At 40.9% G+C, this 25,739-nt stretch carries 27 protein-coding genes; 15 read left to right on the plus strand and 12 right to left on the minus strand.

The window, feature by feature from the left end; genetic code table 11:
- Positions 1–27: 27 nt before the first annotated feature.
- A complete protein-coding gene (locus H6G05_RS05890) occupies positions 28–1,110 on the minus strand; it encodes a helix-hairpin-helix domain-containing protein (protein ID WP_199310354.1) in 1,083 nt (360 codons plus the stop codon).
- A gap of 177 nt (positions 1,111–1,287) precedes the next feature.
- Positions 1,288–2,283, minus strand: coding sequence for a multicopper oxidase domain-containing protein (locus H6G05_RS05895; protein ID WP_190577150.1), 996 nt, complete (start codon positions 2,281–2,283; stop codon positions 1,288–1,290).
- A 148-nt stretch (positions 2,284–2,431) separates the two neighbouring features.
- Between H6G05_RS05895 and H6G05_RS25795 the strand changes: the two genes are divergently transcribed.
- The 4 genes from H6G05_RS25795 to H6G05_RS05920 all read left to right on the plus strand — a co-directional run bounded on the left by H6G05_RS25795 (position 2,432) and on the right by H6G05_RS05920 (position 5,343).
- On the plus strand, positions 2,432–2,788 hold the full coding sequence (locus tag H6G05_RS25795; protein ID WP_190577152.1) for a hypothetical protein: 357 nt from the start codon (positions 2,432–2,434) through the stop codon (positions 2,786–2,788).
- 216 nt (positions 2,789–3,004) lie between these two features.
- Positions 3,005–3,325, plus strand: a complete 321-nt coding sequence (locus H6G05_RS05910) for a tyrosine-type recombinase/integrase (protein ID WP_190577156.1) — start codon at positions 3,005–3,007, stop codon at positions 3,323–3,325.
- Positions 3,326–3,415: 90 nt separating this feature from the next.
- The gene (locus H6G05_RS05915) at positions 3,416–4,099 is read left to right on the plus strand and encodes a response regulator transcription factor (protein ID WP_190577158.1); all 684 of its coding nucleotides are present in this window, start codon (positions 3,416–3,418) and stop codon (positions 4,097–4,099) included.
- Between the two features lie 53 nt (positions 4,100–4,152).
- On the plus strand, positions 4,153–5,343 hold the full coding sequence (locus H6G05_RS05920; protein ID WP_242025286.1) for a HAMP domain-containing sensor histidine kinase: 1,191 nt from the start codon (positions 4,153–4,155) through the stop codon (positions 5,341–5,343).
- Here H6G05_RS05920 and H6G05_RS05925 read toward each other — a convergent pair.
- From H6G05_RS05925 to H6G05_RS05935, 3 genes are all read right to left on the minus strand, one after another.
- Positions 5,290–6,063 (minus strand): COG4705 family protein, encoded by a 774-nt coding sequence (locus H6G05_RS05925; RefSeq protein ID WP_242025287.1) that lies wholly within the window; start codon positions 6,061–6,063, stop codon positions 5,290–5,292. The genes H6G05_RS05920 and H6G05_RS05925 overlap by 54 nt on opposite strands.
- A 92-nt stretch (positions 6,064–6,155) precedes the next feature.
- Entirely contained in the window at positions 6,156–7,334 is a 1,179-nt protein-coding gene (locus H6G05_RS05930; protein WP_190577161.1) for an MFS transporter, read from the minus strand.
- Positions 7,335–7,465: 131 nt separating this feature from the next.
- Positions 7,466–7,957, minus strand: a complete 492-nt coding sequence (locus H6G05_RS05935; protein WP_190577162.1) for a PepSY domain-containing protein — start codon at positions 7,955–7,957, stop codon at positions 7,466–7,468.
- Between the two features lie 254 nt (positions 7,958–8,211).
- Between H6G05_RS05935 and H6G05_RS05940 the strand changes: the two genes are divergently transcribed.
- The 11 genes from H6G05_RS05940 (at position 8,212) to H6G05_RS05990 (ending at position 17,034) form a co-directional block, all read left to right on the plus strand.
- On the plus strand, positions 8,212–8,970 hold the full coding sequence (locus tag H6G05_RS05940; RefSeq protein ID WP_190577163.1) for a COG4705 family protein: 759 nt from the start codon (positions 8,212–8,214) through the stop codon (positions 8,968–8,970).
- Positions 8,971–9,045: 75 nt separating this feature from the next.
- Positions 9,046–9,927 carry an undecaprenyl-diphosphate phosphatase gene (locus H6G05_RS05945; RefSeq protein ID WP_190577164.1) on the plus strand — a complete coding sequence of 294 codons (882 nt, stop codon included), beginning with the start codon at positions 9,046–9,048 and terminating at the stop codon, positions 9,925–9,927.
- A gap of 143 nt (positions 9,928–10,070) precedes the next feature.
- Positions 10,071–10,262: a hypothetical protein gene (locus H6G05_RS05950; protein ID WP_190577165.1), complete on the plus strand. Its 192-nt coding sequence runs from the start codon at positions 10,071–10,073 to the stop codon at positions 10,260–10,262.
- A 122-nt stretch (positions 10,263–10,384) separates the two neighbouring features.
- Entirely contained in the window at positions 10,385–11,074 is a 690-nt protein-coding gene (locus tag H6G05_RS05955; RefSeq protein WP_190577166.1) for a phosphatase PAP2 family protein, read from the plus strand.
- A 251-nt stretch (positions 11,075–11,325) separates the two neighbouring features.
- Entirely contained in the window at positions 11,326–11,934 is a 609-nt protein-coding gene (locus H6G05_RS05960; RefSeq protein ID WP_190577167.1) for a TIGR02466 family protein, read from the plus strand.
- A gap of 59 nt (positions 11,935–11,993) precedes the next feature.
- Positions 11,994–12,683 carry a two-component system response regulator RppA gene (gene rppA / locus H6G05_RS05965; RefSeq protein WP_190577169.1) on the plus strand — a complete coding sequence of 230 codons (690 nt, stop codon included), beginning with the start codon at positions 11,994–11,996 and terminating at the stop codon, positions 12,681–12,683.
- Positions 12,680–14,026, plus strand: coding sequence for a two-component system sensor histidine kinase RppB (gene rppB, locus H6G05_RS05970; RefSeq protein WP_190577171.1), 1,347 nt, complete (start codon positions 12,680–12,682; stop codon positions 14,024–14,026). Before rppA ends, rppB begins: the two co-directional genes overlap by 4 nt.
- 75 nt (positions 14,027–14,101) lie before the next feature.
- Positions 14,102–14,584: a hypothetical protein gene (locus H6G05_RS05975; protein ID WP_190577173.1), complete on the plus strand. Its 483-nt coding sequence runs from the start codon at positions 14,102–14,104 to the stop codon at positions 14,582–14,584.
- A 13-nt stretch (positions 14,585–14,597) separates the two neighbouring features.
- Positions 14,598–14,771, plus strand: a complete 174-nt coding sequence (locus H6G05_RS05980; RefSeq protein ID WP_190577175.1) for a hypothetical protein — start codon at positions 14,598–14,600, stop codon at positions 14,769–14,771.
- Positions 14,772–14,814: 43 nt separating this feature from the next.
- Positions 14,815–15,297 carry a hypothetical protein gene (locus H6G05_RS05985; RefSeq protein ID WP_190577177.1) on the plus strand — a complete coding sequence of 161 codons (483 nt, stop codon included), beginning with the start codon at positions 14,815–14,817 and terminating at the stop codon, positions 15,295–15,297.
- A gap of 171 nt (positions 15,298–15,468) precedes the next feature.
- Entirely contained in the window at positions 15,469–17,034 is a 1,566-nt protein-coding gene (locus H6G05_RS05990; protein ID WP_190577179.1) for an efflux RND transporter periplasmic adaptor subunit, read from the plus strand.
- A 120-nt stretch (positions 17,035–17,154) separates the two neighbouring features.
- Here the strand turns inward: H6G05_RS05990 and H6G05_RS05995 are convergent, their stop codons facing one another.
- The 7 genes from H6G05_RS05995 to H6G05_RS06025 all read right to left on the minus strand — a co-directional run bounded on the left by H6G05_RS05995 (position 17,155) and on the right by H6G05_RS06025 (position 25,726).
- A complete protein-coding gene (locus tag H6G05_RS05995; protein ID WP_190577181.1) occupies positions 17,155–18,465 on the minus strand; it encodes an Nramp family divalent metal transporter in 1,311 nt (436 codons plus the stop codon).
- A gap of 87 nt (positions 18,466–18,552) precedes the next feature.
- Positions 18,553–18,882, minus strand: a complete 330-nt coding sequence (locus tag H6G05_RS06000) for a YnfA family protein (protein ID WP_190577183.1) — start codon at positions 18,880–18,882, stop codon at positions 18,553–18,555.
- A gap of 61 nt (positions 18,883–18,943) precedes the next feature.
- The gene (locus H6G05_RS06005) at positions 18,944–19,573 is read right to left on the minus strand and encodes a class I SAM-dependent methyltransferase (protein WP_190577185.1); all 630 of its coding nucleotides are present in this window, start codon (positions 19,571–19,573) and stop codon (positions 18,944–18,946) included.
- Between the two features lie 11 nt (positions 19,574–19,584).
- Entirely contained in the window at positions 19,585–20,979 is a 1,395-nt protein-coding gene (locus H6G05_RS06010; RefSeq protein ID WP_190577187.1) for an MFS transporter, read from the minus strand.
- A gap of 38 nt (positions 20,980–21,017) precedes the next feature.
- On the minus strand, positions 21,018–21,758 hold the full coding sequence (locus H6G05_RS06015; protein ID WP_190577189.1) for a glycoside hydrolase family 24 protein: 741 nt from the start codon (positions 21,756–21,758) through the stop codon (positions 21,018–21,020).
- Between the two features lie 111 nt (positions 21,759–21,869).
- On the minus strand, positions 21,870–25,028 hold the full coding sequence (locus tag H6G05_RS06020) for an efflux RND transporter permease subunit (RefSeq protein ID WP_190577191.1): 3,159 nt from the start codon (positions 25,026–25,028) through the stop codon (positions 21,870–21,872).
- A gap of 5 nt (positions 25,029–25,033) precedes the next feature.
- A complete protein-coding gene (locus H6G05_RS06025; protein WP_190577193.1) occupies positions 25,034–25,726 on the minus strand; it encodes an efflux RND transporter periplasmic adaptor subunit in 693 nt (230 codons plus the stop codon).
- Between the last annotated feature and the right edge of the window lie 13 nt (positions 25,727–25,739).

The following is a 25,739-nucleotide window of genomic DNA, read 5'->3' on the forward strand; positions in this document are numbered from 1 at the left end:
ATGTGCAACGCACATCGCTTTGAATTTTTACGATTTTGTATAAACTTTGGCGGCAGCTTGTTCATTTCCTTTAATTAGAGCGGACATATCCGCAACGGAAAGAACAGGCTTCTCAGGGGCGATCGCACTAGGATAAGCGGATTTGAGTTTGTCTAAACTTGCTGTGAATTGTTTATGAGCATCAGGATGATCTTTTTGCATCATTGCCGAGATGCCTTTATACAATTGCTCAACATAGAGAGTAAACCCGCGTGAGTCCTGATATTCAATGATTTCTTTGATCTTATCATTAGAGATCGCTGCCATATACTCAGTACCTGCGGTATCAAGAATCGTATTAATCACTTGCAGCGCAAGCTTAGGTGATTGACGTTGAGTTTCTGGAATCGCCGCGATCGAGTTATCAATATTAGCCATTGCTTCTTGATACTTAGTGGTTAGACTGGGATCATTAGGCTTGGATTTAACCAATTGTTGTAAATCCATTAACGACTGCTTAAATTCTTTAACATTACGCTCTTTAATTTGGTCTTCCACATCAGCATAAATTTCTTCTACTGGATGTTGAATGTGCGGAAGAGCTTGTTCTGGTTTTTGAAGATCAAGTAATTCTTTTGCCACAATCATGTGACCTTTCATCAAGCCCAACTTAGTCAAATAATCAACATCCTTCGCTTCCCCTGTCAGTACCACAGTTTCTATCCCAACCATGTCTTTGATTTGTTCAAACTGGGGTGCGGTAACAACTTTCTTAGATACCAAGTCTTCAGTTTTTGTATATGGACGAGCTGCTTGAATCTTATTAGACAAACCTGCAATTCCTAACTTTGCTTCAATCTTATCTAGCTCTGACAAAATCGCTTCGTTGATATTGATTTTTACTTTGCTATGACTTCCCATTACATCTTTCTGAGACTCGTTTTTAGATTCAATCTTAGATACACTTGTCGCATTGTTGACAGGTTGATTTGGACTTGTGGTAGGAGGTGTATTATTGCAAGCTGAAATGGCGATCGCCCCAACTAAAGAGAGTGCAAATAGCTTTATAAATGCTTTGGTCTTAATTAATGCTTTAAATAATTTTTTTACGAAAAATATGATGGAAGACATAGAGGTGACTAAAAATAACTAAAAAACAACTAAAAAACAACTACTTAATGCAATTAATATGCAATAAGTTACTTAAGTTTATTAGAACATAAACTTGCAAATAACTGTCAATAAAATATTTAATATGTCTCAAAGAGTAATGATGGCGCGAAGCTCTGCCTTCTTTACTCTTTGGTTTTAGGCAACTACATCAAATAAACCCATACAACCTGCTTCAGCGATCGCATCTTGGTGCGGATGAAACATATATTTGCCAGTGAACCCATACTTCAACTCCAAAATATGACGCTCGGCAGTCCCCATTGTGATCACATCGGTTTCTTCAGTCGGCGTCATGCTTCGCCCAGTGCGGTAAACCTGAAACATATTCGCATGGACATGAAAGGTGGCTACAGGGTCAAACTCAATCATATTAAGGACATATAAACGTAATAGCTGATTTTGTTGCACTGCGATCGGTTGCTGCATATAAAAATGAGGTAGTCCATTAAAGGCATACATTTCATTGCGCCCATCACCATTAGTGTCATATCCCGCCATGATTAGAACGATCTCATCAGCAGGAGGTCGCGGTGTTGGTGGATCGACAATAAACATTCCATATAAACCTTTACCAATATGACGTGTTACTGGTTCGATATGGCAATGATACAGATGCACTCCATAAGGCTTTGCGTCAAATTCATAAATAGTCGCCGCCCCATTGCGAATTGGTTTGATACCATCCATTTCTGAGGGATGTTCACCATGAAAATGCAATGAGTGAGAATGTCCAGCTTGATTAGAAAAAGCAATCCGCACGCGATCGCCTTCGGTAGCTCTCAGCGTTGGACCTGGTACGCGATCGTTAACATTCCAAGTAATAAAATCAGTCGCCGCATCTAACTTCACGGTCTTCGTTTTCGCGGTAAGTTCAAACTCACGCACTGTGCGCCCATTTTCTTGGGAGACTTTGCCATAATCAAATTCTCGTAAAGCCGCGATCGGATTCAGTCCACTAGTCTTAATCCTCTCCTGTGATGCATCACTGAGTTTCATCGGCGGAACAACAATCTTTTTATCTGACTTATCTTGAGACTCCGAGAGTCTTATAGGACTACAAGCGATCGCGCCCCCAAGTATCCCCATTCCACCAAGTCCCAACTCTAATATTTTTCTGCGCTGCCGATCCATTAACTCTAGCTACTTGCGAATACTTCCTATTTATCTTAACCAATCTTACAAGATTTATGATTTCAAAATACGGTCTGAAGTAAGTAGTCGATAGACCTGTTGGGAAATAAAGGATAAGATATAGAAGTGTAGCAAAAGCGAAATATAGATGATAAATATAGAACGTATCCTCAAGGCACTGGTTCCGCCTGACAGGGTTATTCGGCTAAAACTCTTGTCAAGCAAGAGTTTTAGCCATTTTAAGGTCAAATCGTCAAAATTCAGAGATCAAAAGGGTTTCAGAGCTTTTCCCCATAGTGCGGAACCAGTGCCGCGACAACATAGTGAGCTATTATTCAGGAGCGCTAACTATCCAAAAGTTTTACCACATCTAGTGATGATGGCATTTCTGTATCGGTTGGTTAATGGTAGTACTTTGGAAAGAGAATATGCAATTGGTTCGGGAAGAATGGATATTTGCTTGCGCTATGGCAAGACAACTTTAGGGATGGAGTTGAAAGTATGAAGTGACAGAAGACCCGATCCAATTAAGGAAGGATTGCCTCAGCTAGATAAATATTTATCAGTGTTGAGTTTTGATACAGGATAGTTGGTGATCTTTGATCGCTGTTTTGGGCTGTCTCCGTTAAGCGATCGCACTACGACTGAGAATGTCACCAGCCTCGCAGGGCGAGAGATTATCGTCATTCGGGGCTAAACAACTAATTCAAGTGATGCTGCTATGTCGATTCCAGAGCCAACTTTAGTTAAAAGTCCTTTGTTTGTGTCTTGCTCTAATCGTAGTCAGGGTAAGAGGTTGACTTGTTGGGGAATTTGGCATGTGATGGATGATTTGGCTGAGAAGACGGGGATTGATTTGCATTCGCATCTGGGCAGGCATACGTTTGCAACGAATCTGATTGTGAAGTATGAGTTAGATCCATCTTTGGCGATGGAGTTGAATCGGCATCGTGATGTCAGAAGTTTTAGACGCTATACTAATCGCAAGAACAAGATTGCAGCGAAACGTGCCTTCCTAAAAGCATCCGAAAAATTTGATTAAAAGGGAGAGATTTACTGAAGTTTGTGCAATACAACAGTAGATATGTCACGATTTTATTCGATTAGTTTAATTTTGACGAATTGACTTACTATGAAAATTTTACTAGTAGAAGATGATGATCGCATTGCTCGACCTTTAATTGAAGATCTACGAGCGCAAAAGCACAGCATCGACTATGCTCAAGATGGTTTAGAAGGTTGGGAGTGGGCGCAATTAATCGTCTATGACTTAATTCTATTGGATGTGATGTTGCCGAAGCTGGACGGAGTGAGTCTTTGTCGGCGATTGCGCTCTAATGGCTGTAAATCACAAATATTGATGCTTACGGCTCGTGACAGCATTTCTGATAAGGTTGTAGGCTTAGATGCTGGGGCTGACGACTATTTAGTTAAGCCATTCGATCTAGAAGAACTATCAGCTCGTATGCGAGCATTGGCACGTCGTACTCCCGATCTAAAGCCCGAAATTTTCCACTACGGAGCATTAAGTCTTGATTCTGGTAGTCAAATTGTTAGTTATAGCGGACAGCCTCTCTCGCTCACATCAAAAGAGTTCATGATTTTAGACTATTTGTTGCGAAATCCGACGCAAGTATTTACGCGAACTGCTCTAATGGATCGGATATGGGAATTTGACAAGCAGTCAGGTGAAGATACGATTAGAACGCATATTACTAATTTGCGACGCAAATTGAGAGCGGCTGGGAGTTCAGACTCATTTATTGAAACAGTTTATGGGGTTGGGTATCGACTTGCGTCTGTAGATCGGGACTAGTTATGTTTACAAAAATTCGTTACCGGTTACTGTTGTCTTTTCTGCTCGTATTGATGGCAATATTAACTTCGCTTGGTGTAATTGTGCGATTTCTGTTTGTACATAGCTTAAGTCAACAGGCGACTGAAAAACTCACTACGTTAGGACATGGAGCTTCTAGTAGTCTGGAGTCAGAGAATGGTCAAATTAAATTTAAAAGTGACTTTCCTCAGCAAGCTCTTTTATCCAAAGATCAAGCATTAGAATGGTTTGATATTCAAGGAAAGCCGATTTCTCATCAGGGACAATTAATTATAAGTCTTCCATTTGCTGGTGTAAATACAGTACAAATCCAATCAGGGAATCCTCGTGTGCAATCAGTAACTTTGCCTGTGGTTAGCAATGATGATGGAATGCTGATCGGATATGTGCGTGCTAGTCAGTCGTTAGTGGAATTTGATGAGTCTGTGCGACATCTAGACTGGGGGATGTCAGGTGGTGCGTTTGTGGCTCTTTTATTAAGTGGTATTGGAGGACTCTGGCTGACTCGACAATTTATGCAGCCCATTGAGCGCAATTTTGAGCTTTTAAAGCAGTTTACTGCCGATGCATCCCATGAGTTACGCAGTCCGTTGATGGTTATTTCCAGTAATGCTCAGGTGGCGTTGCGATACCCAGAGGGCATCCGTATAGGAGACATCGCAAAGTTTGAGGCGATCGCGGATGCAACTAAACAAATGACTCGTTTAACAGAAGATTTATTACTGTTGGCGAGAACTGACAATTTACTTAAAGAGCATTATCAGGAAGTGAATTTAAGCGAGTTACTAGCCGAACTTATCCAATTTTATAGCCCTCAAGCTGAAGCAAAATCAATTGAATTACAATTTTTAGCAAATAAGCCGATTTATACTTTTGGCGATCGCGCCCAGTTGCGAAGATTGTTTACTAATTTGATAGCAAACGCTATTCAGTACACATTAGCGGACGGTAGGATTGAACTAGATTGTCAAATAACTGGACAGCGAGTACTAACTTCAGTGCATGATAATGGAATTGGAATTGCGCCAGATCAGGTTGATAAAGTTTTTGAGCGCTTTTGGCGATCGGAATGCTCACGAACTTATCATGCGGGTAGCTTTGGATTGGGATTAACGATCGCCCAAGCGATCGCTAATCAGCATGGCGGTGAAATTTTTGTCACCAGCAAACTAGGAGTTGGTAGTTGCTTTACCGTTTCTCTGCCGCTTTTGGTTAAGGGTTAATAAAGTCACAAAAGTCACAATTACAACCAGAAAAATTATGCTGGTTATAGTAGTACCTAAACCAAAGCCCCCATTTGCAGTAGGTTGGGATAACAGATCGCCGATGGATGCGCCGAGGGGACGAGTCAAGATATAAGCTAACCAAAAGGCTAAGATTCCATTCATGCGAAAGTATTGATAACTTATGGTGATAATAGCGATCGCAGTGCCAAATATTAGTGCTGCTTGGGTATAACCTAGCTTCAAAGTCTCAGCAAGAAGATCTCCTGTTGCTGTACCCAAGGCAAATGTAAATAAAATAGCTGCCCAGTAGAAGAGCTCTCGTTTAGCTGTATTGATAGAATGCATGGCTAAAGTCTTTTCGGTGAAATACCAGAAACCAAAAATCACGGATAGTACGACACTAAATGAGATCGTAGTTGTCACCAAACTAATACTAAAGATATCTATCAAACTATCTGTAATTAATGTACCAGTCACGCTCATAAAAACGACTACAATCCAATAGCTCACGGGTATATAGCGTTTAAGTCTAAACTGATTCAAAAGTAACATTAGTAATATGCCGCTCATAATATAGGATGTATTGACTAAGCCAAGTTTCATCTCCATATTCAAATAATCAGCCGCAGTTTCACCTACCGTAGTTGCCAAAATCTTAATAATCCAGAAAGCAACTGTAACCTCTGGAACTCTGTTTAACACTTTTTGCATAATCATAGTATTTTTTCTGGTTGATTTTTAAAATTGCCTAAGTATTGAGTTTTAATTAGGAATAAATAGAGTAATTTCTTATTCACCCCAAGTGAAATTTAAATTGCAAACCTTTTACTTGCCCAGAGTAATAGAAACGTTGCTATTAGAGAGCAACTAGAAGAGAAACCAAAGGCACTTGTAGCGCCAAATCTCTCATAGAGCCAACCAAAGATAATCGAAGCTGGTAACAGCATTAAACCACTCACTAAATTAAACCAACCATAGGCTGTTCCCAACAAGGATGTAGGAGCTAGATCGGCGACCAGTGCTTTTTCTACACCTTCAGTAGCTGCTAGAAATATTCCATAAAATGCGAACAATCCAAAAATTACTATGGGAGTAGATGAACTTAATAGTCCTAAGCAAATGTAAAATAAGCCATAAGATAACCATCCCATCGTAATTAGGCGAATACGACCAAATCGATCAGATAGTGCTGAAAGTGGTGTGGAAAATAAGGCGGCAATTGCCGAAATAGTCGCCCAAGCCAAAGGTACTTGCACTTCTGATAAACCTAACTCTTTGGCTCTAAGAAGCAAAAACATATTAGATGAGTTGCCAAGAGTGAAGATTGCCACAGCTAAAAGATAGCGTTTAAAGTTAACTGGTAGTTCCTTAAAGTTCCAACTAAATCTTCTATTTCCTGATTGAACTACTGTTGCCTGAGGCTCTTGAATCAGTAGAGACATTCCGAAACAGAGTGTGGCAGGAATAATCGAAATCAGAAATAGGTCTTTAATTTTGTAACCAAATCCTAGAAGTAAAGCGGCTAAGATTGGACCGATTACAGCTCCCGCATTATCCATGCCACGATGCAGACCAAAAGCTAAACCACGGTTTTCTGGAGAAACACTTGCCGCTAACATGGCATCTCTAGGAGAACTTCGTAAACCTTTGCCCACACGGTCAATCATGCGAATAAACAAGACTCCCACCCAATTGTTAGCAATTAAGACCAATGGGCGGCTAAACCCAGCTAAGCTGTAGCCGAGAATTATCCAAGGCTTGGCAGAATTAGTGAGATCCATGATTATTCCAGACAACAGCTTTAGAAAGCTACTGGTGGCTTCAGCAATACCCTCAATGATCCCTAAAGATTTTGGACCAACCATAAATACTGATGCCAAATACACAGGAATCAGTGGATAGAGCATATCGCTGGCGGTATCGTTTAAAAGACTGATTAATCCGATCAGCCACACATTAGGAGGCAGTCGTCGTAACGTAGTGAGCAAAATTAAATTCCTAGATGATTCACTAAATCATGATAAGAGTTTCTAACTTATTAACGTTAGGCAGAAACGTTAATAAGTTATTCTCATATTCAACAATCTAGACTGGATTTGTGAAGTGTCAACCTAACTTGCTATTTAGCCATATCATCATTGGTTTCGCCATCACCATCGCCCATCCCAGTTTCGGAAACTTGAATGCTACTGCGAATGTGATTACTTTCACTTCCCTCATTGTTCAGACTGTCGGTATACAGAACACGACCGTTACCAGCATCGACTTTAACTTCCTGCTGAGCGATCGCAACAGAATAAACAAGACTGCCATCCTCATTTTCCAACTTCACAGAAGTTGCCTTGCCAGCGACAGTAGCTTCTGCGGCTTGTTGTGCTTGCTGAGGTGTGATTTTTGCCAAAGCGCGAAGTTTGGCTGACTGATTTGCATCGATTAGATCGTCTCTCGATTCACCAGTCTCGCGAGTTTCAGACATTTCGCGTTCGGCAACTTCTATAGCTGCTGGTTTGGTGGCTTGCATGGGGATAGCACGAGCAGCTTTTGCCAAACCACCAATACCGACTAGTCCGACTAGAGTCGCAACTAGAATTGCCTTTGTCGAAGTTTTCATCACAAGTAACCTTGATTTATTGGTTTACGTTTCAAACTATAGAGATAAATAATCAAGAAGTTTGAAAGTTCGTATTCAAAACGCAAAAAGGAAATGTCTTGGTTGGAATAGTGATTGCTAAGCTATGAAATGAAATCAATAAATATGGGACTCTTTCTAAGTTCTTGATTATTTATCTCTATAGTTTGTCTCATCACACAATATGAAGTTCAATTTGATGAGTGATTGTTCCAGATGAGACGAAATATGAAAAGATGAATAGGAAACAGAAAGATATTCTCAGTAAGGTTCCAGAAGTAATTTTGATCTTTTGGGTTATAAAAATCCTCGCTACAACCCTTGGCGAGACTGGAGGAGATTTTGTCTCAATGTCAATGAACCTTGGCTATCTCGTCAGTACGGTCATCTTTACAGCCATATTTATCGTTGCGGTAATCGCTCAGGTTTTTGCAAAAAAATTCCATCCTATCCTTTACTGGGTAACGATTATTGCAACAACAACAGTGGGAACGACATTAGCGGATTTCGTGGATCGTTCCCTTGGTATCGGTTATGCGGGTGGGACGACAATATTGCTTATCTTGCTCTTTAGCTCGTTATTTATTTGGTATCGCACGCTTGGTTCGATCGCTGTTGATACTGTAAGTACGCCTAGATCTGAAATGTTCTATTGGGTCACAATCATGTTTTCTCAAACCTTGGGTACTGCGCTTGGTGATTGGACAGCCGATACCGCAGGGCTTGGGTATAGTGGTGGAGCTATATTGTTTGGGTCAATGTTGGTTGCGATCGCGATCATGTATTACCGAACAAATATATCGCGAACCATGTTGTTTTGGGCAGGATTCATCCTTACCAGACCCCTTGGCGCGGTTGTCGGCGACTTTCTAGACAAACCTATAAGCAAAGGTGGTTTGGAGTTAAGCCGCTCCACAGCGTCAGTCACGCTTCTCGTGTTAATTGTGGCGTGTATCTTTATCTTTCCGCAGAAACCAGCAAAACAAAGACATTGAGTTCTGAATGAATGTGATTCGGTTAATGTTGACACCTAATGCTTTTCTACTTATTAAATACTCTCTTTAAAAATTATGTTATTGACTGCGATCGCTTCTTCTGAGACTGTAGACCTTGGATTCGTGCAATTAGGTTATCTTAAAGTAATTTTCTTGGGAATTGTGCAGGGAATTACCGAACTATTACCCATTAGTAGCACTGCTCACCTCCGCATTGTCCCCAGTTTACTCGGATGGCAAGACCCTGGTTCCGTATTTTCCGCAGCTATGCAGCTTGCTAGTTTAGGTGCAGTTTTAGCTTATTTTTGGCAAGATATTAAAAGCTTAGTTGGTAGTTCGATCCGCGCGATCGCACATCAAGATTATCAATCTAAATCTTTCCGCTTAACTTTAGGACTATTGATTGGTACTATTCCCATTGGTATCGCAGGACTATTACTAAAAAAGACCCTAAATGCCCCTAATTCTCCTTTGCGTAGTCTTATAGTTATTGGCTGTGCATCTATTTTTATGGCTTTATTACTAGCGATCGCTGAGTTGCGAGGTAAAAGAGAAAGGAATTTTGAGAAACTTACATTTTTAGATGGACTATGGGTAGGAATTGCTCAAGCCTTTGCCTTAATCCCTGGAGTATCTCGTTCTGGTTCTACCTTAACGGCAGGATTATTTTTGAATATGGAAAGAGAAACTGCGGCTCGATTCTCATTTCTGTTAGGACTACCTGCAATTATTCTGGCAGGAGCAGTAGAGTTACACGCTTTAAGCAAAGCTGGATTAGACCTAAATGGCTGGTTAATTCTTGGGGCAGGTTTAACCTCTGCTAGCATATCCGCATTTCTGGCTATTTTTGGACTGCTCCGATACTTAGAGAAGCGAAGTACTTGGTTCTTTGTTTGGTATCGCCTAGTAATGGGATTATTTTTATTGATTGGTTCAGTAATGGGCTTTCTTCGCTGAAATGTATATGAAAACCATGAGATATTCAATGTCTTGCAGTCTATCGGAGAATCAGGATTTCTTGTAAAAAGATTTTATTAAAACAGGTGAATTTAACTATGTGCAGTCGAGACAGTTTAGTGCGTAAAAATATTTCAGTCCACATGAAAACATCTAATACTGAAATTGATCAATTAGCAGAGACTCTAGAAGGCTATTGCTATAGGAACCAAGTTCGTGAATATGGCTTATATCAATCGTTTTTCTTTGAGAAGGAAGCAAATGCCAAGCAATTTTTTATTAATGTCTTTCGATTCCCTGAAGTCATCAGCGTTGGTTATGATAAATCCCTATAAAAAATCTCCAGATTTATACATAAGAGAAACGGAATTTACAGCATTTTCCTGAATTATGGATTTTGGGAAATATTACTTTCCAGTCATTTTTACTTATCAAATAATCAGTCTAAATATTTTCTATGCAGCAATTAGTTAAGGTATGGATTAATCGCTTAAATTCTTGGAGCAGTTTTCGCGGTTCTAGTATTGGTCTAGTTAGTTTTGTTGGTTGTCTTGCACTATTAATGGTCTTGGGGTGGCTGTGTCAAGAGGTCTGGGAAAAAGAAGCTTTTAATTTTGACACTAATATTTTACTTTGGATTCATCAATCAGCAACCCCAATTTTAGATTCAATAATGCTCAATATTACAGGTTTAGCAGATCCACCAATGGTGGCTGCAATCTTCTTTGGTACTACATTCTGGCTTTGGAGAAAGCGAAAATATTCACAAATAAAAGTATTTGCGATCGCCTGTATAGGAGGGCTAGCTCTTAATGTGGGGTTGAAACTCTTTTTTGCTAAACCACGACCTCAACTATGGCATCAACTAATTGTAGAGACATCTTCTAGTTTCCCAAGTGGTCATGCTCTTGGAGCAATGGTTGTATATGGATTTTTAGCATATCTATTAGCAACGGAATTCCCTCGATCTTCTCGATTAATTTATGCTGTAATGACTGGATTAATTTTATTGATTGGCTTAAGCCGTCTATATTTGGGAGTTCACTGGTTGACAGATGTGATTGCAGGTTATTTGGTCGGATTTTTGTGGGTGATTACTTGTATCTCGATCCTGAAATGTAATTTATCATCTCATGATGAAAATTAATTTTGCTTATTGCATTGGATTAATTGCCAGCCAATGTTTGGCTTACTGCTGTAATTAGTTTTTTGACAGATATTGTTAGCTTTATGCTTGAGCCACAACTTTATATATGTGAAACTGCATAATATTGAATTTCATCCTGATTTCATTTTCTTGATCTAGAATACAATCATTAATTTAAGACCCATATTAGAAAAGCTATCAATCACACGCAAGGTATATAAATACGAATGAATGTGAGACTTGTATAAACAATGACAACGCAGAGAGATGACTGGTTTCCTACTCCGATTTGGCACTTTGATATTCCAAATTATGAGCAGTTAAACAAAAAATTACTTCAAGCAATTTATGTTGAAAAGCAAAAAGACAATCAAGGTGTCAGTTGGTCAAATGGAATAGGATGGCATAGCAAAGACTATTTACATCAACGTCCAGAATTTCAAGATATTGCCCAAATCATCGTAAATAATGCACTAGAGTCTGGAGAAGAAATTGGCTTTGACCTGAAAAGGTTCACAATGATCCTTGGGAATTGTTGGGCAGTTGTAAATCCAAAGTTTGCCTTTAATTTTGTACACAATCACCCTAACTCAGTACTTAGTGGAGTCTATTATGTGAAAGCTGCCGAAAACTGCGGCGGTATTTTCTTTAAAGATTCTCGTGATGTTGCTCATATGTTTATGCCAGCACTTACCGAACTGACTCCTTGGACGCTCCAAAAAATTACTTATAAAGCAACAGAAGGTAAGATGATAATTTTTCCAAGTTGGTTAAATCATGGTGTAGAACCAAATCTCAGCGATGAAGAGCGTGTTTGCATTAGCTTTAATATCAGTATGACTTATTTGACATCAGTATAAATTTAGGGTTTTAGGATGGTTAGAACGAAGATCTACTCATTCTAAAAATTAAAAATCATATGAGAATTTTGCTAGTTGAAGATGAAGAGGATCTTGGTAAGGCTCTACAACGGAGCTTGAAGCAAGAAAAATATGTTGTTGATTGGGTACAGGATGGTACGGAAGCATGGAGATATCTTTCAAGTCCTGAAGTAGATTATGTGTTAGCAATTGTAGATTGGATGTTGCCAAGTTTATCAGGGCTGGAAATATGTAAGCGCTTGAGAGCGCAGGGTAATTCACTGCCAGTTTTAATGTTGACCGCGAAAGATCAGATGGAAGATCGCGTGATGGGTTTGGATTCAGGGGCGGATGATTACCTCGTTAAGCCGTTTGGTATGGTTGAACTGATGGCGCGGCTGAGAGCATTGCTACGGAGACCCACTCAAGTTCAGCCGCAAATCTTACAGGTAGGAAATTTGATTCTTGATTATGGGAAGTCAACAATTGCGATCGCCAATCAGAGTGCGATCGCTGAAGCAATCATGCTTACAACTAAAGAATTTCAATTATTAGAATACTTTATGCAGCATCCTAATCAGATTCTTACCCGTGACCAGATTATGAATCGGCTATGGGAATTTCAATCCGAACCTGCTAGTAATGTCGTAGCAGCACAGATTCGTCTATTAAGAAAGAAATTAGCAGAATATAGTTGTGATATCGGGATTGAGACAATCTATGGTTGGGGATATCGATTGAATTCATGAATCACAATAAAATCTTTTTTGGGGCGCGTTTACATCTTGCAGGTTGGTATGCAGGAGTGATGGGAATCATTTTGACTCTATCAGGAATCGGGATTTATCAGGTGATGGCTCATGCCCATTGGCAAGCAGTCGATCGCGAGTTAGAGTCCGTAGCGGGGACATTGCATGATAGTTTAGAACCTTTACTAATAGAAATTGATCGCATTTCTCCCAGCGTCCAGCAAATCCTCCCTAATCTTTGTGTAATTGCTGAAAAATGCGATCGCGAATCGGCTACGCAGCATATTCTAGGAGCAATCCAACAAGAAAGTTTCTATGTATTATTCCTTACTCGTTCTGGAACCTTGATTGCCACAGTCGGAAAACCACCCATTGGAATTGTCCCTCGGACTGAACAAAATACTTGGCAAACAATTGAGGATCGAGAGGGAAATCGCTATCATCAAATCTCCCTTTTACTTAAAAATAATCGTGGGAAATCATGGGGATATCTACAAGTAGGGCGATCGCTGGCTGACTATGACCATCATCTCGAACAATCAAAACTGATATTGATCGTGAGTTTACCGATCGCTTTTTTGATTGTTAGTATCGCCAGTTGGTGTTTAGCAGGTATGGCAATGCGACCTGTATATGCCTCTTATAGTCAAATCCAGCAATTTACGGCTGATGCTGCCCATGAACTGCGGACTCCGCTTGCAGCAATTCGAGCTACAGTTGAATCTACTCTTAGTAGTGATGCAATTTCCGAACTAGAGTCAAGAGATGTTCTCCAAACTATCAATCGCCAAGCGGTGCGGCTTTCAGAACTGGTTCAAGATTTACTTCTGCTTTCGCGGATGGACTTACAACTAATTACTTTACAAAAGCAGGCTTGTTGTTTAAATGAAATTGTTAGTGATTTAGTTGAAGAAGTCTCGGCACTTGCCATCCAGTCAAATATTGATCTAAAACTGAAAATTCCTAATGAATCTGCAATTTATGTCAATGGTAACGAAGATCAACTCTATCGACTAATTCTCAATATTCTGATCAATGCGATTCATTACACGCCTGAGCATGGCAAAGTTGAAGTATCTCTTGAGCAAATCGAACACCATGCGATCATCCAAATTCAGGATAATGGAATTGGTATAAGTTCCACTGATTTGCCCAATATTTTTGATCGCTTCTATCGTGTAAGTAACGATCGCTCGCGCAAAAAAGGCGGATCGGGACTAGGACTGGCGATCGCAGTTGCGATCGCCAAATCTCATGATGGTGATATTCAAGCTAAGAGTGAGCTTACCCAAGGTAGTACATTTACGATCAGGCTTCCTTTGATAGAGAAGTTTATAAAATAGATTTTGTATTTCATTCCCATTTCATTCTGCTCTGTCATAGTTGAAATGTAAGCATTTGAATTTAAAGAGTCAATCATGAAAAAATTAACGTTTTTTGGCACACTATTAGCCGCAACATTTGCATCTGTGTCCGCGACTTTGGCTACTCCTTCATTGCCTAATCTATCTGCACCACATATTGATGCATCTGAAGCGATGCCTAATAATGTAAGTGCCTCAAGACCCACCTATCTCTTTAAAGTTCATGTCCAAGGACATACCCTTTCGAGTGTGACCATTGACCTGCCTGAAGGGATTACGGTTGGTGGAACTATTGATGTAGTCGATCAACTTAATCGTTCATTAGGAGCAACGATTACTTCACAAGGTAATAAATCTGTAATCTCCTTTGCCCAGCCAATTGCTGTTGGCACAACTCTAAAATTTTCCATGCGTGACATGAATATTGATAGAAATAAAACAAACTTTACTCATCTAATTCCTGTGTCTGGGAAATTCGCAAATCTAGATGCAAATATTCCTCTTGGACTTGTTCGCATTCAAACCTATTCAAACTAATGGATTGATTTTTTTGAGAAAAGCTAAATTGGTTTTGGATTTGGTGATCAAAGCAGCGATCGCTAAATCCCATGACATCTCTATTCAAATCAAGAGTGAGTTGGGACAAGGTAGTACATTCACAATTAAAATTCTTTCTGTTTTTTGTTGGAATATTTCATCATCATTTCATAACAATCCGTCATAGTTGAAATGTAAGCATTTAAACATTCAATTTAATAGAGTCAATCATGAAAAAATTAATGTTTCTCGGCACACTATTAGCAGCAACATTTGCATCTGTGTCCGCCACTTTTGCTACTCCTTCATTACCTAATCTATCTGCACCGCATATTGATACATCTGCGGCGATACCTAATAATAGAGGTGCATCACGATCCACTTATTTCTTCCAAGTTCATGTACAAGGACATACACTTTCAAGTGTGACTATTGACTTACCTGAAGAGGTTAAGGTTGGTGGGACTATTAGTGTAGTCGATCAACTCAATCGTTCTGTAGAAGCAACCGTCACGCCGCAGGGTAATAAAGCAACCGTCTCTTTTGCTCAGCCAATTGCCATTGGTACAACTCTAAACTTTTATATGCGTGACATTTCAATTGCTTGGAACAAAAAAGACTTGATCCATCAAATCCCTGTTTCTGCAAAATTCGCAAATTTAGATGCAGATATTCCACTTGGACTTGTTCGCATTCAAACCTACGGTAAGTAACAGATTATCTCACGCCAGATTGTGAGGTAAAGCGACAATAGCTTTGCTGTTGTCGCTTTACCTTTGGCAAAATTGAAATATTAAGATTTCATACCTATTTCATTTTGTTGTGAGATGCTTGGTACAAAAGCAACTGCAATAAATTTTGAGTGTAAAAATTAGATTAAGCAAATGAGCATATCCCCAAAACTTCGCACTCCCATTGTTAAAGTACTTCTTAGTTTGATTTTGCTATCTAATCCTGCGATCGCATTGGCTCATGCTGGACATGGAGATGAATTTAAGGGAAATAACACAACTCAGATTACGGGAATAACTGTAGAGGATGAAGTTGCTAAATCTCTGGGAATTAAAGTCGAAACTGTAAAGCAACAGCCCCTAAAATTTGGTATTCAAACCACAGGGCAGATTGAGACTTTACCGAACCAACAAGTAAAAGTGACCACTCCGATCAAAGGAACAATTGTTAATTTGCTAGTAGAGCCGGGGGCTTTAGTTCGGGCAGGTCAACCTGTTGCAATTCTATCTAGTCCAGAACTAGCAGATTTACGAGTTAGTGCGCTGGAGAAAAAAGCAGATGCAAGTGGAAATGTGCTAACTTCTGAATCAAATTTACGTTTAGCTAGACAAAATCTCGAACGTCAGAAGCTACTTGTTGAATCAGATATCCGTCAGGCTCAGACTGAGTTAAATTTAGATAAGGAACGTTATGAGCGCGACAAAGAATTATTAGAGAAAGGTGCGATCGCCAGACGACAGTTACAAGAATCGGAAGCAAAATTGGTTGCTGCAAGAGCCTCTCTAGCCAAGGCAGAAAGCCGCTTACCTTTGCTAGAAGCCCAAGCACAATTAGAAAGAGCAGAGGCTGATGTACAAGTATCTTCGATTAGAGTAGATCTAAGTACAGCAGCTTATTCAGCTCGATTAAATCAGCTAGAGGCAAGTGCAAACTCTAATGGCACTATTACGATCGCTGCACCAATTGATGGAGTTGTCAGCGATCGCGAAGCGACAATTGGCGAGTCCGTTGATGCAGCAGGAAAGCCATTGATGACCATCGTTAATGATGAAAGGGTTCTCGCCAGTGCGAATATTTACGAAAAAGACATAAGTAAAATCCGTATTGGTCAACCCGTTCAGGTGAAAATCGCAGGACAGCCCTCGACTACAGTTTTTCAAGGTAAGGTGACAGTGATTGGTACTACTGTAGAAGGACAAAGCCGTATTGTTCCAGTGAAAGCTGAGATTGGCAATGTGAAGGGACAGTTAAAGGCAGGGATGTTTACCAATATCGAAATCCTCACAGATAGTGTTTCTGTCCCAACCTTAGCGATTCCTGCTGCGTCAGTAGTAGAAGCAAATGGGAAGCAGTTAGTATTTGTCCAAAATGGCAAGTCTTATCAGCCCGTTGATGTGACTTTGGGAAGAACTTCGGGTGAGTTAGTGGAAATTAAAAGCGGATTGTTTGAAGGCGATCGTATTGTCACTCAACGTGCTAGTCAACTATATGCTCAATCTCTACGTGGTGACAGTAAACCTAAAGATGAGAAAGTTGATGCTGTAGTATCTGCACCTAATTCTGCAAATGGACAGATTGCTTGGTGGGCAATTATCTTAGCAGGAGGTATTGGCGGCGGTGGGATTGTTGCGGCTTCGTTTTGGCTAGGAAGGCGATCAGGTACAAAAATGGTGATTTTGCGTGAGCCTTTAAGTACAAGCGATCGCATTGATAGATAAGCTCCTGTTGTTAAATATTGAGTTAGAGATTTGATTATGAGTTTAGTTATTGCTTTTTGACTCAAACAAGCTTGAATAATCACGAAGTTCTAACGAATAAGTGTTGAATCTAATCAAGTTTTAAGATATCCACGTCAAAAATGTTTGGATCAGTAGCCAAATATTAAGCCCAATGATGATAGCGGAAACTAGCCATGCTAAACCTTTTAACCATTTAGGATTAGCAAATTCACCCATTAAGGAGTGATCGCTAGTAAACATTACCAAAGGAATCACTGCAAAGGGCAGTTGCAAACTCAAAGTTACTTGACTGAGAACAATTAGGTTACTGGTGCTATGCTCACCAAAGAATATAATCGCAATTAGGGCAGGAATCACTGCCAGAAGTCTTGTTGCCAATCGGCGTAACCAAGGAGGCAAATGCAAATCTAGGAAACCTTCCATAACAATCTGTCCTGCTAAGGTAGCGGTCAAAGTAGAACTTTGTCCAGAAGCAAGCAGAGCTAAACCAAAAATAGCACTAGCAGCACTGACACCCAGTAGTGGTGAGAGCAATTGGTAAGCTTCTTGAATTTCAGCAACTTTCTGATAGCCTGAAAAATGGAATGTGGCAGCAGCGACGATTAAAATTGCGGAGTTGATAAACAAAGCAAAAGAGAGAGCCACAGTGGAATCAATCGTGCCAAATTTGATTGCTTCCCATTTCTTTTTAGGAGTTTCTTCCCAAGCACGGGTTTGCACAATTGCTGAATGCAGATAGAGGTTGTGTGGCATAACAGTTGCACCTAAAATGCCGATTGCAATGTAAAGCATTTCAGGATTCTGTAAAATTTCTAATTTCGGCACATATCCCCATAGAATACCGCCTACATCTGGTTTGGCAAATAGAATCTCGGTGGCAAAGCAAACCCCAATTGTAGCTATCAGCATGATTACTAAAGCTTCGACATAACGAAATCCTTTATGTTGCAGCATTAACAGAACGATTACATCCAAGGCGGTGATACATACTCCCCACACCAAAGGTAAACCAAATAGCAATTGAATAGCGATCGCACTTCCTAGTAACTCTGCTAAATCACAGGCAGCGATCGCAATCTCACACAGTACCCATAGACAGAAATTAACTCTAGGACTAAAGCGATCTCGGCACAACTGGGCTAAATCTCGCCCAGTAGCTACACCCAAACGCACACATAAAGATTGCAACAAGATTGCCATTAAGTTTGAGATCAGAATGACACTTAAGAGGGCATAGCCAAACTTAGAACCACCCGCAAGATCGGTTGCCCAATTGCCTGGGTCCATGTATCCCACCGAAACTAAATATCCCGGTCCTGCATAAGCAAGCATCTTGCGCCAGAAATTACCAATCTTGGGAACAGCAATTGTACGATGGACTTCAGACAAGCTAGGTTTACGAATAGTCATAGAAATATTACTAAGATATTTTCATAATCGTTTCATAATCCCATGAATACATCCAGAATTGCTATAGATAAATTTACTATTGCGCCACTATTTTCTAGGGGCATACATGATTACCAAAACTCCTAGAAGTGCAATCCAGCCGCCTAGCATATCAAACTTATCTGGCACAACTTTATCCACTTGCCATCCCCAAAGTAAGGATAGAACGATGAATATACCTCCATAGGCAGCATAGACGCGCCCAAAGTTTGATGGTTGTAGAGTTGGGATTACACCATAAATGACCAGTAGCAAAATGCCCAAAGCTCCTAACCAAATGCTTTTACCTTCTTTTAGCCATAGCCAAATTGAGTAGCCGCCGCCAATTTCACATAGCCCAGCGATCAAAAAATAGAATAGCGATTGTAAGAATGACATTAAACCTATCCGAATATGCTGTTTAGTCTATTGCGAAAATCCACCTCTAACTTCTGGACTTCTAACTGCGGAAACCTATAGCAACCATAATCCCCCAGAAAGCTCCTAGTTTCTGTTTCTTTTCCTGTATGACATCAAATCCTGCCTTAGTCATAAGATCGCGTAATTCCTTTTGGCTATAACAGTCTTTGTGAGAAGGATCGAATATTTTCAGAAATAAATCCAACGCCTGACAGATCCAATAATCTCGACACCAATCCATAATGATTAGCTTTCCTTGAGGTTTAAGAATGCGGCGTATTTCTTCTAAGGTATCTAGAGGATGATCGAAGTAATGAAAGGCACTGACTGTAACTACCATGTCAAATTTGTGATCTGGGAATGGCAAGGCGATCGCACTAGCTTTGACAAATTCTAGGTTAGGCAGTTTTAACCGTGCCACATCTAACATTTTTTCAGAAATATCAACACCGACAATTTTTAAATCAGGATGTACATTAAGGAGCATTCGTTCTAGTTCTCCAGTCCCGCAAGCGAGATCTAAAACATGCTCATTGCCTGAAATTTGTCTTGATCCTTGTAAATAGTCGATCAGGAAATTAAGTGTATCGCTAACGTATCTTCTCCATCGGCGATCATAAATCTCGGCAAATTGATCATATTGATTTTTAACTGTTGATTCGATTGACATGAATAAAACTCCTAATGACTATGTAAGTGATGAATATCAGTGTAGTGAGCATGACGATGGTTTATTGGTAGATGCTCATGAGTATGTGTATGTGGTTCAGTTAGTAATACACCTTCAGGGTGATCATGTTGATGATGTGGATCGTGAGTATGTTCGTGTTCATGCCAGAGGTATTCATGCTGATGTTCATGAGTTTTAGGAGCTAGCAAGATCTGAACTACTGCGAGAAGAGTAAACCCAATCAAGCTTCCGTAAAGAAACGAAGTATTACTTTGACTTCCCAACCAACCTGCAATTGGATAGGAAACTGCCCACCATAGATGGCTCCAAGCAAAATGTGCGCCATAAACCCGCCCCTGAAGGTTAGATGGAATCTGATCAGCGATGAGAGTCTGGGTAGGTAAATTTACGAAAACTTGACCCATCCCAGCGATCGCCCAAAGAAATATCAATGGCACTAAACCGACATAATTCGCGGGTAAAATTGCCAACGTAATCAAAACTGCGCCAAACAGAACTACAATTGTGCGCTCCCATTGCTTATTAGTCGCTCCTACCATTACCGCCGCTATAGTTGCGCCAATGCCAAAAGCAGCCATTACCCAGCCATATTCTAAACTGCTTAGTTTGAGAGTTCCTTTTATGTAGCCTACGGTATTTACTAAAATCTGCGCTCCTGCGATTGATGCTACAAATTGGAGCATCAGAGCATAGCGAATAAAAGCATTAGCAAATAAACGTGTGGTTCCTTCTTTAACATCACCAATAATTGTAACGATCGTTCCTTTTGTCGATTTTTCTGAGTTCTCATTTCGCTCTACTCTCAGTTGATTTGGAAGTGTGAAAATCAGAATTGCGGCGAGAAAGAAAGAAATTGCATCCAGAAAAAATATCTGTCTTGCACCAATCCATGCCGATACACTGCCAGCAATGCCAGGGCCTAAAACGCCTAATAATTGATAAGTAGCAGCAGAAAGGGCGATCGCTTGAGCATATTCACGGTTACCTGTGACTAAAGGAATCGTAGCTTGATAGGTAGGCGTAAAGAAGGCATTGAATATATTTAGGGCAAAGACTAGAACATAAATCTGCCAAACTGCATTCACAAAGGGCATAGTTCCCACAATTACCATTCGTGCGATATGAGTTATGACGAGAATTAGTTTGCGATCTAGGCGATCGGCGATCGCACCTGCAATGGGAGAGAGGATTACAAAAGCTGTTACACGCAAGGTCAAAGCTACAGAAAGCACTACAGCACTATCTTTTCCTGCTAGTTCAAAAGCTAGTAAAGCCAATCCTAACCACGTTAGAGCATCACCAAATAAGCTGATAGTCTGAGCAGTATAGAGTCTGGCAAAAGTTGAGTTATTGAGGCATCGTAATGATGAGGGAACCTGTGACATTTTGGTTGGGCTGAGATAGGTATCGATAGTTTTTAGGTTTAGAAAGACTCAATTTTGTTAATCATTTGAGATCCACTCATTTTACTTGTAGAGGCAAGTTCTTCAGCTAGAAATTTACGATAAAGCTTGGGTAAAAATGGTGTCATCAAATTATCTTCAAGCCCACTGCCTAGACTAGTCCAAACATCAGACAACTCACCCAAAGCATCTTCAACCCGATCTTTTTTGAGCAAAGTTAAAATATCCACATTCCATTGATGATGATCTTTGAGCCATCGATAGACAACGATATCTTGGTACTCAGGCTCAAAGCTATAGGTTATGCCATTTGGGGTTTCAGATGGATTGGGATGATATTTAGAAGCTTTTTCCATCCAAGTAGAGGTAAGAAATTGATACCTCCCAGAGGCGGTGGAGCATTTTCCTTTATTTACGTCAGTTTTAATCGGAATGCATTGATTAGGATGTTGACTTAAATCGTGAACATGATCTCCACCATATAAAAGCGCATAGGAGTTCTTACCACTGGACTCGCTTGCAGAAATAGTTCTCATCAAAGCTCGAATATAGGGATCGCCATTAGACATAGCTAGTGGTGGCACATCTTCAGATACTTTCAGATAGTTAACGTGTCTTATGACGTTCTGGGCATTTTGGAGAAACCAGAGTAAGGCAAATAGGCTCAGAATTGAAGCGATATCCCAAATCTTTTGCTTTCTACTGTATACCTTATCTTCGCCTTCCTTATTGTGTTTTTGTTTTGAACGATAAAAGAACATAGAGATAATTTTTAAACAGTCGCAATAGAATCTTAAAATCAAAAAATTTTGACTTTAAGAACTAAATTAAGGCGAATTTGTTCCTTATTCTAATTCTTAAAGTCTTTATGGCTATGATTTAACTAATACTTGTGGGTTCTCATTCACCTCAAATTGCTTCTCAAGGATGGCAGATTTTTGTTTGGGAACTAACCACTTACCAAACTTGGCGTAGATAGCAGGAATTACCAATAGGGTCAAAATCGTAGAGGTAATCAAGCCACCTAAAACCACGATCGCTAGAGGTTGTAAGATTTCATTCCCAGCGCTACTAGAAATTGCCAAGGGCAGCATTCCTAACGCAGAAGTGAGTGCAGTCATCAAAATGGCATTAACTCGTTCCATAGAACCTTTAAAAATTACATCTTTAAGAGGCATTCCTTGAGCAAATTTATTGTTGTAGTTATCAACTAGCAACAAGCCATTACGCACAGCAACTCCAAACAGGGTAATGAAACCGATGAGGGAGGCAATGGAAATGACACCACCAGTAAGCGCAACGGAAATAATCCCACCGACTAAAGCTAGAGGTAAGTTGATCATGATCGCGATCGCCGCAGGGATAGAATTCACTGAGAAGAACATCAACACCGCGATCGCGATCGCGGCAAGAATACTGAACACTAACAGGTTATTAGTAGCTCGCTCCTCTGATTCAAACTGTCCGCCATATTGGATAAAGTAACCGTTGGGCAGTTTTACTTTTTGCTGAATCTGAGCTTGAATGTCTTTGACAACGCTATTGAGATCGCGACCAGCAACGTTGGTAGAAACCACGATTAGCCGTGAAACATCTTCACGATTGATCACATTTGCACCCATACCGTAACCAATCTGAGCAATCTCACCGAGGGATATCTGTTGTCCTGTCGGAGCAATCAGAGGGATCGCACGCATATCATCGAGGCTATTACGAGACGATTCTTGTAATAGAACTACAGTATCAACTAGCTGCTGATTTTCTGATAGTTGCGAAACAACACGACCATTCAGTGCAGTTTCGACAACATTGGATACCTGTTCCATACTGAATCCATAGGTTGCTGCCGCCGTGCGATTGTATTCGATTTGAACTTGACGAATTGGTAATTGCGGTTCTAGTTGTAAATCCACAAGCCCAGCAATAGGCTCGATCGCATCACGTACTTGTTCACCAATAGTTCGGAGTTGCGCTAGGTCAGAGCCATAGATTTTGACCGCGATCGCACTTCTGACCCCTGATAGCACTTCATCCATACGATGCGAAATAAATCCGCCAATATTCGGAGCCACCCCTGGTAATTTGTTGAAGGCTTCCCGCAATTGCTTGATGCTTTCTTCCCGATTTTTCAGGGCGGCATCGCTTAATTCCACATCTACGTGCGCCATGCTTACGCCTGCACCATCTGCGTCACCAGGGGCGCGTCCTGACCTCACTTGCACCCACTCATATAATGGATTGCCTTTGAGCGAGTTATATAGTGCCATCCCTGCGCGATTGGTCATATCTAGGGATACTCCAGGGAAAAGTACCATCGAGTTAACCATAGACTTTTCTCGAAATTCGGGCAGAAAAACTCGTCCGAGGGAGGGAACAATCACGCTCGTTGCAACTAGGGCGGCAAGGGCGAAACCGAGAATAATCATCGGCGATCGCATCGACAAACTTAGGAATGGACGATACAAGCGTTCTGCCCACCGTGAAACAAAAGTACCTTCTTGTGGCAAGGTTTGGTCTGCCAATAGGATTGCACAAAGGGCAGGTGAAACCGTCATTGCAACTAGAGTCGAAGCCGCAATTGACAGTAGATATGCTAATCCCATCGGCGCAAAAATGCGACCTTCCACACCCGTCAAACTAAAAATCGGGGCAAATACAACCACGATAATCACAGTGGAAAAAATCACCGCGAGACGAACTTCTACAGAAGTGTCATACACCACCTGAAAAGGATGTTTAGGATTACCCTGTGCTTGATTGGTTCTTAGTCCGCGATAACAGTTTTCCATGTCCACGATCGAGTCATCGACAACCGAACCGATCGCTACGACTAAACCACCTAAGGTCATTGTGTTAATGCCTAAGCCAAAGGCTTTCATCAGCATCAACCCGATCAAAAGTGATAAAGGAATCGCAGTTAGAGTAATTACAGCAGTGCGCCAGTTCATCAAAAACAGCAGCATGATCACCGATACAATCACGATGCCTTCTAGTAGTGAACCACTGACATTCTTAATCGCTGTATCGATAAAGTTAGCTTGGCGGAAGGTGCGAGCGACTTGCACATCGGCAGGGAATGTCGTTTGCAAAGACTGCATTACTGCTTCTACGCCCTTGGTGACAGTGGGCGTATCCACATCAGGCTGCTTGTTAATCATCAGCACCACCGCAGGTTTACCGTTAAAGCTGCCATCGCCACGCTTTAAGGCTGTTCCCGTTTTTATTTCGGCGACATCTCTCAGCAGAATTGGTTTGCCATTATCAACCTTGACTACTGATTGCTGTAAGTCTTGAATTGATTTGACTTTGCCAATACCGCGTACAAGTAGTTCCTGACCACCACCAATCTGGAAGCCAGCAGGTGCGTTAGAATTTGCGCCTTTAGCTGCATCAGTAACTTCAGTCAGAGAAACATTCAGCGATCGCAATTTGGCAGGATTGACTAGCACCTGATTCTGACGTTCATCACCACCATAAATTGTCACCTGAGTCACCCCTGGGACTGACAAAATCTGGTTTCTCAGATTCCCCTCAACTAACTGGCGCAGATCCATTAGCGAAGTTCTGCCCTGACCATTCACCGTAAAGGCATATTGCAAAATAGTTCCTAGTGGCGAAACTAAAGGTGAAATTTCTGGCGGATGTACCCCTTCAGGAAGTTGATTTGTCACCTGCTGAAGTCGCTCTGTAACCGATTGTCTTGCTCGGTAAATATCCGCATTTTGATCAAATACCACATTCACCATCGACAGCCCCACCTTAGATGACGATCGCACAATCGTTACCCCTGGCAAGCCATTAACCGCACTTTCAATCGGGATTGTAATTTGTGACTCCACTTCATCGGGCGCAAGCCCAGAAGCTTCAGTGTGAATATCGACTTGAGGTGGTGCAAATTCAGGAAATACATCCAGAGGCATCTGCGTCACAGTAAAGACTCCCCACAAGGTGATTAAAATCGCACAAACGACAATCAGCCATCGCTGCACGATTGAGCCTTTAAGAATCTGGTTCAAAATTGAGTTAGACATCGAGCTTAAACGTCTCCTTGATCTTTGGAACGAGAGTTAAGCTTTAGTTTTTTGCGGCTGCTTTGACGATTTTTGAGTAGAAAAATTCCACCACCGAGCAATGCCAATGCACTACCGCCAACAACTACACCACCAACTAGCAAGTTGCTTTCTTGCGACAATACACCTTGATCGCTGTGAGCAATTCCTTTAACGTGGGCTTGATTATGTTCTGCTGTACTTTGGGGAGTGGCGATCGCGGTTGCAACTGCATTAGGACTAGCTACTGTACTGGGACTAGCTACTGGATCGGCTTTCTGAGTCTTGCGAGATTGGGCATAGAGAGACAAACTACCCTGAGTCACCAGTTTTTCGCCTACTGATAGACCATCAATAACTTCAATATTTTCCCCCTGAGTCTTACCAGTCTTGACTTCCACTGGCTCATAGAAGTTTTGGTACTGCACAAATACAAGCTGTTTACCATCGGCTTCAACCAGAGATGTTACTGGAACCATCACCCCTGCGGCACTTTTTGCAGTTTGAGCGATCGGTGTAACAATAATCCCAAACTGTTGATCGGTTTCGGAATTTATCTGCACGCGCTGAATCTTGCCTTTAGACTGAAATTCATCTCCATGTCCGACATGGGCAAATACAGGGCTGGCGACGGCTAAAATTGCTGCTAGAGCAGCACTAACTAATGGCAATTTTTTCATAGGATATCCTCAC

This window comes from Phormidium tenue FACHB-1050 (genome assembly GCF_014696925.1).
Lineage (GTDB): Bacteria > Cyanobacteriota > Cyanobacteriia > Pseudanabaenales > Pseudanabaenaceae > Pseudanabaena.

What these genes read in the sequence shown, in the direction of transcription:
- H6G05_RS06010 (WP_190577187.1), bottom strand. Translation starts at nt 20,979, where the DNA reads ATGTCACAGGTTCCCTCATCATTACGATGCCTCAATAACTCAACTTTT.
- H6G05_RS05890 (WP_199310354.1), bottom strand. Translation starts at nt 1,110, where the DNA reads ATGTCTTCCATCATATTTTTCGTAAAAAAATTATTTAAAGCATTAATT.
- H6G05_RS05895 (WP_190577150.1), bottom strand. Translation starts at nt 2,283, where the DNA reads ATGGATCGGCAGCGCAGAAAAATATTAGAGTTGGGACTTGGTGGAATG.
- H6G05_RS06015 (WP_190577189.1), bottom strand. Translation starts at nt 21,758, where the DNA reads ATGTTCTTTTATCGTTCAAAACAAAAACACAATAAGGAAGGCGAAGAT.
- rppB (WP_190577171.1), top strand. Translation starts at nt 12,680, where the DNA reads ATGAATCACAATAAAATCTTTTTTGGGGCGCGTTTACATCTTGCAGGT.
- H6G05_RS05945 (WP_190577164.1), top strand. Translation starts at nt 9,046, where the DNA reads ATGTTATTGACTGCGATCGCTTCTTCTGAGACTGTAGACCTTGGATTC.
- H6G05_RS05950 (WP_190577165.1), top strand. Translation starts at nt 10,071, where the DNA reads ATGAAAACATCTAATACTGAAATTGATCAATTAGCAGAGACTCTAGAA.
- H6G05_RS05990 (WP_190577179.1), top strand. Translation starts at nt 15,469, where the DNA reads ATGAGCATATCCCCAAAACTTCGCACTCCCATTGTTAAAGTACTTCTT.
- H6G05_RS06025 (WP_190577193.1), bottom strand. Translation starts at nt 25,726, where the DNA reads ATGAAAAAATTGCCATTAGTTAGTGCTGCTCTAGCAGCAATTTTAGCC.
- H6G05_RS05910 (WP_190577156.1), top strand. Translation starts at nt 3,005, where the DNA reads ATGTCGATTCCAGAGCCAACTTTAGTTAAAAGTCCTTTGTTTGTGTCT.
- H6G05_RS05955 (WP_190577166.1), top strand. Translation starts at nt 10,385, where the DNA reads ATGCAGCAATTAGTTAAGGTATGGATTAATCGCTTAAATTCTTGGAGC.
- H6G05_RS06020 (WP_190577191.1), bottom strand. Translation starts at nt 25,028, where the DNA reads ATGTCTAACTCAATTTTGAACCAGATTCTTAAAGGCTCAATCGTGCAG.
- H6G05_RS05960 (WP_190577167.1), top strand. Translation starts at nt 11,326, where the DNA reads ATGACAACGCAGAGAGATGACTGGTTTCCTACTCCGATTTGGCACTTT.
- H6G05_RS06000 (WP_190577183.1), bottom strand. Translation starts at nt 18,882, where the DNA reads ATGTCATTCTTACAATCGCTATTCTATTTTTTGATCGCTGGGCTATGT.
- H6G05_RS05920 (WP_242025286.1), top strand. Translation starts at nt 4,153, where the DNA reads ATGGCAATATTAACTTCGCTTGGTGTAATTGTGCGATTTCTGTTTGTA.
- H6G05_RS05985 (WP_190577177.1), top strand. Translation starts at nt 14,815, where the DNA reads ATGAAAAAATTAATGTTTCTCGGCACACTATTAGCAGCAACATTTGCA.
- H6G05_RS05975 (WP_190577173.1), top strand. Translation starts at nt 14,102, where the DNA reads ATGAAAAAATTAACGTTTTTTGGCACACTATTAGCCGCAACATTTGCA.
- H6G05_RS05935 (WP_190577162.1), bottom strand. Translation starts at nt 7,957, where the DNA reads ATGAAAACTTCGACAAAGGCAATTCTAGTTGCGACTCTAGTCGGACTA.
- H6G05_RS25795 (WP_190577152.1), top strand. Translation starts at nt 2,432, where the DNA reads ATGATAAATATAGAACGTATCCTCAAGGCACTGGTTCCGCCTGACAGG.
- H6G05_RS05940 (WP_190577163.1), top strand. Translation starts at nt 8,212, where the DNA reads ATGAATAGGAAACAGAAAGATATTCTCAGTAAGGTTCCAGAAGTAATT.
- H6G05_RS06005 (WP_190577185.1), bottom strand. Translation starts at nt 19,573, where the DNA reads ATGTCAATCGAATCAACAGTTAAAAATCAATATGATCAATTTGCCGAG.
- H6G05_RS05925 (WP_242025287.1), bottom strand. Translation starts at nt 6,063, where the DNA reads ATGATTATGCAAAAAGTGTTAAACAGAGTTCCAGAGGTTACAGTTGCT.
- H6G05_RS05915 (WP_190577158.1), top strand. Translation starts at nt 3,416, where the DNA reads ATGAAAATTTTACTAGTAGAAGATGATGATCGCATTGCTCGACCTTTA.
- rppA (WP_190577169.1), top strand. Translation starts at nt 11,994, where the DNA reads ATGAGAATTTTGCTAGTTGAAGATGAAGAGGATCTTGGTAAGGCTCTA.
- H6G05_RS05995 (WP_190577181.1), bottom strand. Translation starts at nt 18,465, where the DNA reads ATGACTATTCGTAAACCTAGCTTGTCTGAAGTCCATCGTACAATTGCT.